At 57.6% G+C, this 14,046-nt stretch carries 9 protein-coding genes; 3 read left to right on the top strand and 6 right to left on the bottom strand.

The features are described 5' to 3' along the window. Positions 1-69: 69 nt before the first annotated feature. Complete coding sequence (locus FVF58_RS25370; protein ID WP_149672580.1) at positions 70-705, top strand: phosphatase PAP2 family protein; 636 nt, start codon at positions 70-72, stop codon at positions 703-705. Here FVF58_RS25370 and FVF58_RS25365 read toward each other — a convergent pair. The 5 genes from FVF58_RS25365 to FVF58_RS25345 form a co-directional block, all read right to left on the bottom strand. Continuing rightward, a complete protein-coding gene (locus FVF58_RS25365; RefSeq protein WP_149672579.1) occupies positions 681-1,871 on the bottom strand; it encodes a glycosyltransferase family 4 protein in 1,191 nt (396 codons plus the stop codon). The genes FVF58_RS25370 and FVF58_RS25365 overlap by 25 nt on opposite strands. Positions 1,872-1,935: 64 nt before the next feature. Beyond that, complete coding sequence (locus FVF58_RS25360; protein ID WP_149672578.1) at positions 1,936-3,252, bottom strand: lipopolysaccharide biosynthesis protein; 1,317 nt, start codon at positions 3,250-3,252, stop codon at positions 1,936-1,938. A gap of 28 nt (positions 3,253-3,280) precedes the next feature. Continuing rightward, positions 3,281-4,291: a glycosyltransferase family 2 protein gene (locus FVF58_RS25355; protein ID WP_149672577.1), complete on the bottom strand. Its 1,011-nt coding sequence runs from the start codon at positions 4,289-4,291 to the stop codon at positions 3,281-3,283. 428 nt (positions 4,292-4,719) lie between these two features. After that, positions 4,720-5,844 carry a glycosyltransferase family 4 protein gene (locus FVF58_RS25350; RefSeq protein WP_149672576.1) on the bottom strand — a complete coding sequence of 375 codons (1,125 nt, stop codon included), beginning with the start codon at positions 5,842-5,844 and terminating at the stop codon, positions 4,720-4,722. 64 nt (positions 5,845-5,908) lie between these two features. Beyond that, positions 5,909-8,242: a polysaccharide biosynthesis tyrosine autokinase gene (locus FVF58_RS25345; RefSeq protein ID WP_188130926.1), complete on the bottom strand. Its 2,334-nt coding sequence runs from the start codon at positions 8,240-8,242 to the stop codon at positions 5,909-5,911. A 1,396-nt stretch (positions 8,243-9,638) separates the two neighbouring features. Here FVF58_RS25345 and FVF58_RS25340 point away from each other — a divergent pair. After that, positions 9,639-10,562 carry a helix-turn-helix domain-containing protein gene (locus FVF58_RS25340; RefSeq protein ID WP_188130925.1) on the top strand — a complete coding sequence of 308 codons (924 nt, stop codon included), beginning with the start codon at positions 9,639-9,641 and terminating at the stop codon, positions 10,560-10,562. A 153-nt stretch (positions 10,563-10,715) separates the two neighbouring features. Continuing rightward, positions 10,716-11,615: an ATP-grasp fold amidoligase family protein gene (locus FVF58_RS25335; protein WP_246217200.1), complete on the top strand. Its 900-nt coding sequence runs from the start codon at positions 10,716-10,718 to the stop codon at positions 11,613-11,615. A gap of 156 nt (positions 11,616-11,771) precedes the next feature. Here the strand turns inward: FVF58_RS25335 and FVF58_RS25330 are convergent, their stop codons facing one another. Next, entirely contained in the window at positions 11,772-13,103 is a 1,332-nt protein-coding gene (locus tag FVF58_RS25330) for a hypothetical protein (RefSeq protein ID WP_149672573.1), read from the bottom strand. Positions 13,104-14,046 lie beyond the last annotated feature (943 nt).

Here is a 14,046-nt window from a genome sequence, read left to right as displayed (position 1 = left end):
TCTTGCAGCCGTACGGTTAGCAAAAAGCGAAGAACCGAAGAACTGAAGAACCAGAAGGCGAGAGAATTTATGTGGACTGTGTTCAGCAACATCGGCGATGCCGCCGTCACGTTGCCCGTGGCGGCGCTTTGCGTCGGCTGGATCGCATTATTCAATGTGCGCCTGGCATTGCGCCTCGTCGCGATACTCGTCGCCGGCGTTGCGTTAGTGGGCGTAACCAAGGTGGTGTATGCGGGCTGGGGTATTTCCATCCCCGCCGAAGATTTCCATGTGATTAGTGGACATGCGGTGCTGTCGACATCCATCTGGATGATAGCCATCACCTTGCAATTGAAGTGGTGGCGTCTACCGACGCTGCCGGGCATTGCCGCCGGCATGGGCATTGGGGCGCTGACCGCTATTGCCCGCCTCCTGAACCACTCGCATTCGATGCCTGAAGTGGCATCAGGCTGGCTGCTGGGCGTGGTTATGGCGTTGTTCTTCCTGCGGACGGCTGTCAATGTCGAGCTCGATCGCCTCAAGCCAGTCTGGCCGACCGTCAGCCTTCTGCTCGTGTCCTCGCTCACCTATGGGCACGAGGCGCCGTTTGAATATCTGATCCAAACACGTTCACCGCAACTTCATCGTCACGTGCCGTCCGTCATGGCCTTCCTTGGACGGGTTCGCTACCGCCTTCGGTCTCATGAAGCCACGTCGGCAAAATGACGCTCTTCGACAGACAGCGGGTCTCTGACAGGATACGGAAGAAACTGTTCGACGCATGCGTACGGCAGCCGCGCGTCGATGAAACTCGTCAGCGCCGTCTTGAAGTTCTCCGATGAAAAGCGCTCGGCATTGCGGCGGCACTGCCGGGGGTCGAACAAATGGGCGTTGCCTTCAAAACGGCTGACTGCTTCCAGCAGCGACTCCAGTGTTTGCTCGCCAAAGAAAACGCCTGTTGGCCGATCGAGCGGCAAACCGACGACCGATTCCAGCACGCCCCCTCTACCGAACGCAATGACCGGCGTTCCGCACGCCTGGGCTTCCACCACTGAAATGCCGAAATCCTCTTCGGCCGCGAACACAAACGCGCGGGCCCGCCGCAAATGGTCGCCGAGCACATCGAAAGGTTGATGACCGAGAATCGTCACGTTCTCGCCGGCGACGGACTTGATCTTTTTCATCTCGGGACCGTCGCCGATCACGACGAGACGGCGTTCCGGCGTTTGCGAAAAAGCTTTGACGATCAGGTCGATCCGCTTATACGGCACCATGCGTGAAGCGGTCACGTAAAAATCTTCCTTTTGCGTACATAACGACAGGTTGGCGAGATCGACAGGCGGATAAATGACGGTCGATTCCCGCTGATAGGCTTTCTTGATACGCCGCGCGATGAAGTGCGAATTCGCGACGAGATGATCGACGCCGTTGGCCGAGCGCGAGTCCCATCCGCGAATGTAGTGAAGCAGCACGCGCGCCATCGCGGATTTGAGGCCGGTGTTCAGATGGGACTCCCTGAGATATTGGTGCTGCAGATCCCACGCATAGCGCATGGGTGAATGCACGTAACTGATGTGGACCTGGTTCGGGCCGGTCAGCACGCCCTTGGCAACCGCGTGCGAGCTGGAGATGACGAGGTCATAGCCGGACAGATCGACTTGCTCGATCGCGATCGGCATGAGCGGCAGATAGGCACGGTAACGTCGACGCGCAAAGGGCATCTTTTGAATGAACGACGTGTTGACGGATTTGCCCTTCACGCACTCGCGGTCTTCCAGAAAATCGACAATCGAAAAAATGTCCGCGCTCGGGAAGCACTCGATGATGTTTTTCAACACCTTCTCCGCGCCACCCGCAACAACTAGCCAATCGTGAACAATAGCGACTTTCACTTCGACCTCCTGTGAGATTGCAACCGAGACCTACGTGGGCATTGTCGTGCTTCCTTCTCGCGCATCATTCGTCCTTCCCTGTGCCGGTCTGGGGTCGCAGACCGCACGCCATCCTGACCATGCCCATCGCACGCTGGGCTCCCGGCACCAGACCAATCAGGTCGAGGCGGATCGTGATGCCCAACAGCATCATCGCCAGCGTCGCTTCGCCAACCACCCGAGCAGATGCCATGCCCACTGCTCCATATCGAGGCGCAAGGAAAAGCGCCACTGCAAGATTGACCAGGCCCGACACCGCGCCCACGATCGCAAGCAGCCGATCTTTTCTTCGCGGCACAAATACATAAAACGCGACAAACACGTTGAACGCTGCAAACGGAAACATCCACGCGAAAATCTGCAGTACGTGGGCGCTAGGTTCGAAAGCCGGGCCCAGAATCAAAGGCAGCACGAAAGGCGAGAGCGTGAGTGCGCCGCATAGAATCAGCAGTCCGTAACCCATCAGCAGGATGGCGCCCTGGCGGGTCGTCGCATGCGCGCCGTCCTTGTCATCCTGCGCGAGTTGCCGCGAGATGGTGGGAATGAATACTTGCGAGGCCGGTCCCATCAGACTCAGCGCGATCGCCGCGAAACGTTCGGCCGCCCCGAAGTAGCCTACCTGCGCAGGCGTGGACAACAACGTCAACAAATAGGTCGCCGACGCCGTCAGCACGACCGAGCCGGACGAATAGCAGAAAAGCATTGTCGAGCCTCGCACAAGAGGAACGACGCCAGCAAGTTTCAGACGCGGCCACCCTAGTTGATAAGTTGTCAGACCGTACGAAACGATCGAAGACGCCACACCCGCAATCAGAAGACTCGCCAGCACCCACTCGGCGTCGTCCGGTCCTTTCACGAGGTTGAGCACCAGCACGAGGCTCAACGCAAAGCCGAACACCTCGATCATGATCGGAGTTCGAAAGTGGTGGCGCCCCTGAAACAACCAACCGAGGTTCAGCGCCGACACGATGCCCAGCACCGTAGCCAGCAGACCCATCACGGGCCGCTCGGACAACACCGGCGAGCTCATCGTGGCCACGACACCGATACAGGCGCCCAGCAAACCCATCAGGAGCCGCGCGCTGACATGCAGCGAGTAGATGGAGTTGCACTCCGCCGCCGAGTGCGTCCTCGATACATCCCGCATGCCGACGAACGTGAATCCATAGCCGACGATCATCCATATCACATTCATCAGCGACATCGACGCCAGTACCCGGCCGTATTCCGCAACGCCGAGAATCCTTCCGTAAAACGGTACGACGATGAGGAGATAGACATACCTCATCAAATATCCGCCATAGACAAACGCAATCACGTTAACGTTCGCGGGTCTATCCATACCGCTCTCCTTACGCGCGCTCCGGACTTCAGCGCCCAGCCGCGCGACGGCGGGCAAGCGGGTTGGAGATGTAACGCACCACAAAGTCGGACAACGGCGAGCAAGGCACGAGACACAAACTCGACAGCATCAGAGTGGCGAGCTTCTTCTTGACGCTCCAGAACGGATTCGCGACGATCGCATGCAGATAGCCGCGCGAGTCATGCAGCATCCAGCGCCAGCGGGTCAGAAAGGTCGCGTGATAAACGCTCGAGCAGAAGGACGCTTTTTCATGTGAGAAGTCATGAAATGTCGGCGGAAGTTCCAACTGCAGCCGGACTCTGGCGATATTTCTCAAGATCGCCCACCGCATGTTGAACGCCCTCGGCGCCTTGTTGATCTGCTCCGAGTTGGCGAACGACACCGTGGCGCCGTCGGCGTTATGCACGCGGTAGCCGCCTAGCGACTTCGGAACCGTCGCGATAGGGCCACTCAAGGCCACCCCATAGATTGCGTAAAAGTCCGCGCCGTAAAGGTTGACGCCCTCCTCCGGCACGGGAAAGATGCGCCGCAGCGCGCTCACGCGATATGCGTTGCCCGACGCAGGCGGCGACGGATAAAGCCAGCCGCCCATCAGCAATATTCCGCAATCGGCAGGCGGCTCGCTGTGAGGTACATACGCGCCGGTGGGCATTCCCGCGCCATCCATCACATCGAGGCGGAATTGCACCTTGGCCCATTTGCCGTGCGCGAAGAGCCGCATCACTTCGGAGACGGCACTCGGGTACAGCACGTCATCCGAATCGAGGAAGATCACGAACTCCGTTTCGAGCGCTTCGATCGCGTAGTTGTACGCGGAGACCTGACCACCGTTCCTCTTGAAGACAGACGAGATGCGGTTGCCGTACTGTTCAATGATTGCGCGTGAGCCGTCGGTGGAACCGTCGTCGATAACCAGCACAGTCGTTCCTGGATAGTCCTGCGCCAGCGCCGAGTCGATCGACGCCGCTAGATAGTGTTCGTAGTTGTAATTGCAAATCACAACGGTGATCTGGTTCATGATGTCTCGACGCTATCCAAAAGATTCGGCTGGGTCGGGATCCGACAACCATGAAACTGACGACACAACCCGCAAATTCGACGACTCATTCGGACTGCGCATGGACCGTTCTATTCGAATGGCTACACCGCGTGACGGGCAACGAAATACGCGACGTGGCGGGGCGGATTGTTGCGCAGCTCCATTGACCTGAGCTGGCAGATTGAAGCGAACCTCGGATCTGGAGTGCATCGGATCGCGCGGCCCATTCGGATGGCGGGGTTCCGCCGCGCCACGCCACACGCTGATTCCCATCGCGCGCCTCATCTGCCGTTCGCCCGGCGGTCGGTACGAACGGCTGGGCCGGATCGTCGCCAGTGAGCGCGGCACCCGCCTTCTGCCGGCGCCTTTCGCTACGCGATTCAGTCGCGTTCCCGTGGACATATGCGCTAACTCGTTGACGCGCTGGGCGTCAGATCGGGCAGGCGCTCGCCGGTCGTGCCGTAGAGGATCTCGAGCGCTTTCTGCGCCGAGTATTCCCAACGAAATTCGCGGGCATGCAGCAAACCCATGGTCCGGTGGCGCTGCCGCAGATCCGCGTCGTTCATCATCCGCGAGATCTTCGTGGCAATGTCGTCCGCCGACGCCGCGTCGCAATACATCGCCGCTTCGCCGCAGACTTCCGGTATCGATGTGCAGGACGATGCAATCACGGGGCAACCGCAGTACATCGCTTCGAGCGGCGGCATTCCGAATCCTTCATACAACGACGGAAAAATCAGGCAGCCGGCGTTCTCGTACAGCGCCTTCAATTCGCCATCCGACACGAAGCCCGCCCACACGACCTGCCCGGAGTTCGCCGCATTCCCGGAATACTGCGCATCGTCGGTGTGGAAGATGCGCGAATTCCTGCCGCCCACCACGACGAACTTGAGTTCCGGCAAATGGCCGAGCTTGCCGACCGCTTCGAGAACACGCTGCAGATTCTTGCGCGGATCGAGGCTGCCGACGATCACGCAGTAGCCATCCTTCGCAAGCCCGAGACGGCTCATCACAGCGGCATTGGCTGCGATACGGTCGAGGTGATCCGCAGCGGGACGAACAACCGCGACCCGTGACTCATCGATCTTCAGGTGATGGCAAATCCGTGACTTCGAGAAGGTCGACACCGTCAGGATCATAGGGTGCGTGCGCCGCAGCATCGCGAAGCATATCCGGTACCAGAGCCGGAACTTGTGGGAGAAGCAATGCGGAACATCGTAGATCGCCATGTCGTGAACCATCACGACCTGTCTGCGCTTGAAGAGCGGATTGGTGTTGCACAGATTGAGCAGCGTCATGCCTCTGGCTGCAATGGGCAGCGTGATCTGCTCCCAGAGGGTGCCGCGCAGCCATGGGAAACGGCGCAGGTGCTTGAGCAGCGTCCCCGGTTCCATGGCGTTTTGCGGCACGAACACTTCCAGTTCATCACCGAGCCTCGCGTCCATCTGCATGGCTCTCGTGAGTTCGTACGCCACCCGTTGAACACCGGTGACAGGCTGCGAAGTGAACTTTCCGTTGATTGCAAAGGCCATCGGATTCTCCGTTTGACGCCGTCACGAAGCTACTGGCTGCAATTTGGCTTACGACCGCGCGAGATCAATGGGTGGTTTCGAGATCGCTGGCGTAGTTCGTCGCATAGCCGTAATTCCGGGTACTTCGCCGCAGCGGAATGCCATTGAAGACCGCGCCTGCGATTCGCCCTTCGGCACGTTCCATCTTCTTGACCGTGTCCGCGATTTCCTCCTCGCTCTGCATCCCCGAGCGCAGCACGAGCAAGGACGCGCCCGCTTCACTCGCAATGATGGAAGCGTCCGTGACCGCGAGAAATGGCGGCGTATCGATGATCACCAGATCGTACTGGCCCGCGAGCCGCTCCAATACGTCCTTGAAGCGGGGCTTCATCAGCAATGCGGCGGGGTTCTCGGGGCGCACCCCACACGACAGGAACGTCAAGCCCTCGATACCCGTGGGCCGCAAGGCGTTGCGCAAAGGCATCCGCTCCGCGAGCACTTCCGACAGGCCGCCGCGGTTGGTGCCTTCGAACAGCGATGCGAGGTGACCGCGCCGCATATCGGCGTCGATCAGGACGACTCGCGAGCCGATCTCCGCGTGCAGGATCGCGAGATTTGCCGCGACAAAGCTCTTTCCCGCGGAAGGCGTCGGTCCGATGACCATCAGGACGTTGTTACGCGCGTGCGCCAGATCCCGTGTGACCGCCGTGCGTACCGCGCGAAGCGCCTCGACCGAAGTGTCGTGTGGAAAGCGTGCCGCAAGGACCTTGCTGTCGCCGTCGCCTGCAAAAGCGGCCGTCGCCCCCACGCCGGCCGCGCTGCGGCGGAACTGCATTTCAGGTGGAACCTTGTGGAATGGCAGACTGCTTTTCCCTCCCAGACCGGCCAGTAATTTGCGGCCCGTGCCCGCCGAGATGCGATCGAGCAGCAGTTGTTGCTGGCTGAACAGAACCTCGCCGAAAACCGGCACGCTCATTCGACGTTCGACGTATCGCGGGTCCGTCACGCCGGTCAACACGTGGCGGCGCATGAAGACGAGCACGACGCCGGACACCAGACCCAGCACCAGGCCAGCTGGGAGAACCAGGATTGGCTGCGGCTTAACCGGACGATGCGGTCTGATCGCCCGGTCGACGACATGCGCTCCGCCCGTGGTGCTGGCGCGCCGGACCTGCAATTGCTCGGCCTTCTGGACCATCCCGAGATAAATCGTTTCCGCGACCTTCTGCGCCCGAAGGAGATCGACACTCTCACGTTCGGACGACGGCATGCCGCTAAAGTGGCCATCGAATTTCGCCTTCGCCTCCTTCAATTGCGCAAGTTGCGTGTCGACGTTCTGTATCCAGCGGCTATCCGGTGTGTAGCGTTCGAGCAGTTGTGTGCGTTGCAGTTGCAGGCCCGCAATCTGCTTGTCGAGGTCCAGGCCTCCCTGCAGATAGGCTTGCGCTTCGGTCGTCGGCTGCATGGACTGCGAGTTCGAGCGGAAGTGCTTAAGGGCGTCCTCGGCTTGCCTCAGATCCGCGAGCAAACGGGGCAGTTCGCCGTTGATGAAGGCGAGCGTAGTCGTGTCGTTGAGCTGCCGGCTCGCAATGGCGGTCGCAAGATATTGCTGAGCGAGCGCATTGGCCACCTCGGTCGCCTTGTCCGGACTCTTGTCCGCGTACTCTATCTGGAGAAGACCCGAGTCCTTTACCTTGTCGGTAACCTTGACCAGGTCCTCGAATCGCTTGATCGCATCGAGTTCATTCCAGCGAATCACCTCGAATTTCGTGCCCGGCCGCGCGTCCAGCTCCTTCACGAGCAGGGACACGCCGTTGTCCATGACGGTCTTGCCCACCGCGCCCTTCAGCAGAAGTTCATCCGAAGGTCCACGCAATTCATAAGCGCCGTTCTCGAGAGCGATCAAGGTCAGCTTCTCTTCCTCCAGTTCCCGCGGCACATCCATCGCCCCGATCCGAACGCGCTCGCCGCCCCATGCGAAAGACTTCAATCCCAGCCAGGGCGCTGCCGGCTCTCCTGGTGTCGCGAACTTCTCGGCGATGTCACCCAGAACGGGCAGCTTGTGTGGCGTCACAGACACGTCGAAGCGGAATTTGTCGATCACCGGATCGAGCACCGACCGGCTTCGCATGACGGCCATCTCCGTCACAGGAGACGGCGCGGGCGGAGGAAGCATCTCGTTCTGTAATGCGAGACCGAGCGCATTCGGCTCCGGCGGGTCGACTCGCACCAGCACGTCAGCGGAATAGATCGGCGTTGCAATGAGTAGATAGGCCACTGCCATCGTCAGAACAACGACCGTCGTGACCACGATTTCCCAAATGTGATCCCGCATCAGCGTGAGCATCGCGCTCACGCTGAGTTGGCCACGCTCAGTGCTGGCAGCCGGAGAGAGCGAATTCAGAGGGTAGTAATCCACCGCTTGATCCTTCCAATTTTCGATGGGCAGAGTAACGAATCGATACTGCTCCGCTGCACCACCAGTTCGCAATCTGGAACCGCTGCCGGCCGATGTGGGTATGGCACTGACCGGCAGCACCTCGGAGTGACGTGCTGGGTTGGGTTAGGTCGGAGAACCGCGTTCGATACGGCCTGAACGACGGAGGACAGTACGGCCTATTGCTAGTCTCGATTGCTTGTCACGATCGGGATTGCCGACTTCATCAAAAATCCTCATTTCTCCAGCAGCGATCTCAAAGAATTCAACAGCCTCCATTCATTCGTATTACCAAATAATTGCTTAGTTCATTCGTTGCAACGGGGGCACTGCGCTGGTTTCGGGAAATTGTCTGCCCCTACTTTGCAAAAGTAGAAGATATATTGGGTCCACGTGACATCAACGATAGCGACCTCTAGACCCGAGGACACGCCCAAAGAAAATTGTTTTGCGCCAATCGCGAGACTCTTGCGTGAGGACAGTTCGTTATCAGCCGGGCCACCGCCACGCAACGTCGATCTTCAGGATGCGGTCCGCAACGGCATGGACCTCGCATCACGAATGCCCTGCGCGACGCTACTAACACGGGACCGGCAGAAGCATGTCAGCAGGAAGTAACGCGGTCGCGTTCCGCTTGCTCGCGTGGCGCGCCACGTCCGACACGGCATCCAGCGGTCCTGGATAATGGTGACTGGAAATGTCCCTTCGCCAGGCCATGGCGATGGAGTGTTAAACCAAAGCATTCCACCATGCAAAGTCAAAAGTCAGTCCATTGCGACTTAACTTTTTTCTGTAGATGTTGCAGTGAAGCATAGACTGCAAAAAAAGCATTCAATCGTCATCGGCATAAATTCGGGTGTTATTGGCCGATTAAGCAGAGGGCTTTACAAATGCAGCGGCCGCAGAAAGCGTTGTTGCTAACTGCAAGTGATGTAACAGAGTTATACGGGTCAGTGCAAATGCGTTATCAGAACCTTAAAAAAAGTTCACAGAAAGAGAACCTCTGTTTTGAACGCCATTCCTGGCAGCAGCCCTTGCCACATCGCGCATATGCGCCTGCAGCAACGCTTTCGGTCCGCGTTCGGCTTGCGCATTAGTCACGGAAAAAGTTTCTCGTGGGAATAGATATTAGAACGCTTTTTCTCGGATGGCGAGGTAAGAATTTCTCTCGCTATGACTATTACGCCAAAACACCCGCGAATACCGGCCAAGTTCGTCCTGGAAATTTCGATGCGTTAATCTCGCAAGTGGAGTGATTGGCTTGTTGGGAGAACAGCCGGACGACTTCCGCAGATCTTTTTGCGCCACGCGTCAATGAGCATCGGAATGGATGACAGCTATGAAACACATTGGTCTCTTGGTTTTTCAGAACTGTTCGATGATAACCATCGGAGCTATCGGTGATGCTTTCCGCCTTGCCAACGAGTTCGAGAAGGATGCAGGCCAGCAAGCTCCATACAGGTTCTCGGTGCTGTCGGACGAAGGCGGCGTGGTGACCAGCTCGTCCAGCATTTCGATCTGGACGCAGAGCCTCAAACGCTACAGCCTCTCGGATTTCCATGCTTTCTTTGTCGCTTGCCGTGACGCGGCCGAAACCGCGGAATCCAACGATCGCTTTCTCGCGTGGATTTCCCTGCAAGGATCGATCGCCTCGGTTCGCATCCAGCAAGGCGCGAATCTAGCGGTCGTGTGCCGCAATCCGTTGCAATCGACCGTGCCCATCTTTCTATTCGACGACAGAAGCGACGTCATGCAGGACGGTGGCGGTGTGACACCTACCGACCTGGCGCTTGCGCAGATCGAGCGCGACCTGAGTTCCGACATCGCCCGAAAGATCGCCCGTATTCTGCAAACGAGCTATAAGGAGAAGAACAAACCGGATCTCGACGAAGCGAGCATCACCACCACGACCGAGAAGATCCGCGAGTCGGCACGCTGGATCAAGGAGAACTATAGCAACGCAATTTCGGTCGCCCAGGCCGCCGAATGCGCGGCGATGAGCAAGCGCAATTTCCAGCGCCGCTTCAAGTGCGAATTCGGCATGACACCGCTCGAATATCTATTGCGTACGCGCTTCGAGGTTGTGTCGTCGATGCTGCGCAATACCGACTTGCCAGTCGACAAGATTGCACGGCGCTGTGGAATGGGCGACGGCAACCGTCTGGGCCGGCTCTTCAAGGAACGCTACGGCATGTCGCCCACGCAATTTCGCGCCCGGCAACATTTCGAGTCCGAAGAACGGTGCCTGACGCATGAGGAAAGTTGGAACGCCGCAACTGAGATAGTGCGCGAAGCCCCTTGAGCGTCGAACAACGCTTCGCGACGCCACCAGTTATGGATCTCGTACATGACAACAATGAAGTCCACCCAGTTCGATGGCGAAGCCCCCGCATCCGCCCCGAGGCGCCAGGAAGCTGTGGCGTCCGAAGATAGTGCGTCCGCCGAGGTGGGACGGATGCCGATAGATCCTTATCGCCTGCCTCCGCATTCGGTTCCTCTTGTCAGAAGAATGAAGGAAGCGGCGAAGTCCGTCCTGCCGGATGCGCTCTTCCTGAGTTTGTTGCATCACAAATGCATTGGCCGTTATCCCAATCTGCTTCGTCCGGCCACCTTCAACGAAAAGATTCTGCAACGCAGCCTCAGGCCCGATCCTCGCTTCATCAATTTGACCGACAAGCTTCTGGTGCGTGAATACGTCGCCGGCAAGATCGGCGAGGAGCATCTGATACCGTTGATCGCGGCGCCGGATGTGTTCACCCGAGAGGTCTTCGACGCTCTGCCGGATGCCTTTGTAATGAAGGCAAATCACGGCAGCAGTTTCGTCGAAGTGGTAAGAGACAAATCGCAGACGTCTTTCGAAAAACTGCAACTTCGAGCAGCGCAGTGGTTGGCCACCGATTTTTACGACATAGCACGCGAGCGGCACTACCGCGCAATCAAGCCGCGCGTCTTCTTCGAGCGGTTGCTTCTGGACCAGCGCGGCCAGATACCGGCGGATCTCAAGCTGCACTGCTTCAACGGACGGCCGGGTCGGCCAATCATCTACATTCTCGTGATATCGGATCGATTCGGAAGCTCGACGCATGGCGACGTGTACGACGTCGACTGGAATCATCTCGACATCGCGATCGGCTTCTATAAACGAAGCGCCGCGCCCGGGCCTCGTCCAACGAATCTGGACTCGGTGCTGAACGCGGCGGTCACCCTGTGCGAAGACTTCGACTATGTTCGCGTGGATTTGTACGCGCCAGATAACCTGGTGTACTTCGGCGAGTTGACGTTCACACCGGGCGCCGGCGTATTGCCGTTCACGCCTGACCGCGTCGACTACGATTGGGGAAAGTTGCTTGTCTGAACTGAACGTGCGACGCAAAAGACGACGACGTATTGGATAACGCCGCTTGCCTGAGCCCGTTGCGGATCGAATTGAAGCAGGACCAAAACAACCCGGCCTCCCTTTGCCGAAGCGAAGAGAGGTCAGATCTATTGTCCGCGAAGCGCTCTCACCGGCTTAATTGTCCGGGTTGCTCGCGGTGAAGCTCGTAAATGCGCTATACGACGGATTGATTGGCGTGCCGTTCATCATAATGCCGAACGTATCGTTTCCGCTATCGAGCACGTAGTACATCACCGACTGGATGTTGTGAGTCTTTCTCTGCTGATAGAACTCGGTCAGTTTTGCGCTGATGTAGTTCGCCCGGTACGCCTCGGCTTGTTCAGGCCCCGTGTTCCATTCGGTGATCATGAATGGCACGCCATATCTGGCTTTGCAATAGATGGGCAGATCGATTCCAGCACCACCGCCGTCAGTGCCGATGTTGAAAATGTCGCCGTACACTTCATAGTTGTGCCACGTGGTGATATCCCAGCGCACCGTCGGATGGCCACCGCTGCCGTCCGGTTGCATGCCGTCCCACAACGCGTCGGACGCGCCCACATCGTTCACGCAGAAGTTGATACCGCACTTTGCGGAAGACTGGACCGACTTCACCCCGTCGATCATGCCGCGCATCGCGCCACGCATGACAGGCCAGTTCGCATTGTTGAAGTCGAGTGCCTTCGTTCCCGCGTTGGTGGAATCCAGGATGATGGCGCCGTCGCGTGTCAGCTCATTGCCACATTCATACATGGTGACGCCATAAGGACTCAGCGCGCGTGCGATCGTCGAGCCTGCCGAGTAGGCGGCGCTGTAAGCAGTCGACTCTCCGGAGAAGAGTTTGCCGGTGCTGTCGTAGAGGCCCTGTTGGATCAATACAAGCAACTTGATCCCGGCCGATTGGAAAGTTTGCGCGAGCTTGGCCACCGCATTGATTTGCGTCGGGTCGGACGTGCAACCGACGCGGTAGCTCGTGCAGCCCATTGCCTTCAGGATCGTGACCAGTTGCGCGGGCGTGTAGGTGTAGTCATAGTGCCCGTTCATACCGTAGAAGCCACCCGGCGTCTGCGCGACGGCAATGCGCGGATCGGTGCAAGGCAGCCATCCATTGGCAACCTCTGCATTCACGTAGAAGTAACCACTCTTGTTGCAGTGATACATCCTGCCACCGTACCAAAGTACCAGCGACACGTTGTAGTTGTTGCCCACGACAGCGCCATTCCTGTAGATGACGCCGTTGGAAAGCGTCCAGACTCCGCCTGCTTTGTCCGTAATGGACGAGGCCGGCGGCATGGCCGTGCCGTTCGTGGAGCCGGTGGCCGCACGCGCCGTTGTCGTTGCTTTAGCGGCAGAAGATGAAGACGTGCTGCCACTCCCGTCTTCCGAGCCGCCGCCACCGCATGCGCTCAAAAGAACGCTTCCACCAAGTGCCGTCAGGCAACCAAGAAATTGACGTCGCTTTACCATGTCGAATTATTTCCACAATCGAGAAAATTCTCTCGAAAAAAGTCCAAATATTAGTTTTTGGAAGTTCGAGTTATTTAATGCACCGGTGAATATTCATTCCAGACCGCACGACTAAAAATGAATAGTCTTCAGCACATTCCGGGTGCAGCACTGAATTCTGATTGAATGCCGAACAAGAACCTGCCTGGATGCGGCAATGCAATTAACGAGCGCCGCCGATGGCCAATGGCGAGCCGACGCGTAAATCAACCGCGTTTGACAATCAGAGGAGACAACCGACTACGAGTCCTGCTGCTGCGCGAATAAACTGCGGCCAGACGTCGCGCAAACGCTTGCCAAACGGGCACACAGGCCGCAACTCGCTCGGCAAATTATTCCCACAAACGCGTCGACGTGGGTAAATAGTACGCGTAAATGGCGGTTTCCAACAGAAGAAATAGCACTTATAGGCCAAATAGCATAAATATTTCTAATAATTTCTTGCTACGTCAAGAATTCAACTTTCTTCTTATGATCAGAGGACGGATGCCCGAGAAATTTGACAATTCGACCCTATAACAAAAGCATTTTGAGGCCCGTCGTTTTCACTGATGCGTCGAGTGGGCACGTCATTTACCTTCCAAAATTATTGTGGGAGTAAAGATCGGCTAGATAAAAAGATGGCCTAATGATTGAGCGGGCTGATACACTCTGGAAAGTCAACTTTCGTTACCAGCTTTTACATTTCCCTCGACACTGCGTGCTTGCCACGCCACGCTGTTAAACCGTTATTCAGAATTAATTGGAACGACATGGAGTACTAATACAATAATAAACAGACCGATTCACCAAACAACAATGAATAAGGATGCAAAGCGATAAAAATCGTGACAGTAGAAATTGTGCGCAATGATCTTCACCGTCCTCACGAAGGCTGGCTTCGTGCAAGCCACCGCGAAAAACC

Source organism: Paraburkholderia panacisoli, from assembly GCF_008369935.1.
GTDB lineage: Bacteria > Pseudomonadota > Gammaproteobacteria > Burkholderiales > Burkholderiaceae > Paraburkholderia > Paraburkholderia panacisoli.
The sequence above is the reverse complement of the archived record's forward strand: the minus strand, read 5'-3'. Positions and strand labels throughout refer to the sequence as shown.

Excerpts from the sequence above, each read along its gene's own strand:
- FVF58_RS25335 (WP_246217200.1), top strand. The coding sequence starts at position 10,716 with ATGCCGATAGATCCTTATCGCCTGCCTCCGCATTCGGTTCCTCTTGTC.
- FVF58_RS25355 (WP_149672577.1), bottom strand. The coding sequence starts at position 4,291 with ATGAACCAGATCACCGTTGTGATTTGCAATTACAACTACGAACACTAT.
- FVF58_RS25360 (WP_149672578.1), bottom strand. The coding sequence starts at position 3,252 with ATGGATAGACCCGCGAACGTTAACGTGATTGCGTTTGTCTATGGCGGA.
- FVF58_RS25370 (WP_149672580.1), top strand. The coding sequence starts at position 70 with ATGTGGACTGTGTTCAGCAACATCGGCGATGCCGCCGTCACGTTGCCC.
- FVF58_RS25340 (WP_188130925.1), top strand. The coding sequence starts at position 9,639 with ATGATAACCATCGGAGCTATCGGTGATGCTTTCCGCCTTGCCAACGAG.
- FVF58_RS25350 (WP_149672576.1), bottom strand. The coding sequence starts at position 5,844 with ATGGCCTTTGCAATCAACGGAAAGTTCACTTCGCAGCCTGTCACCGGT.
- FVF58_RS25330 (WP_149672573.1), bottom strand. The coding sequence starts at position 13,103 with ATGGTAAAGCGACGTCAATTTCTTGGTTGCCTGACGGCACTTGGTGGA.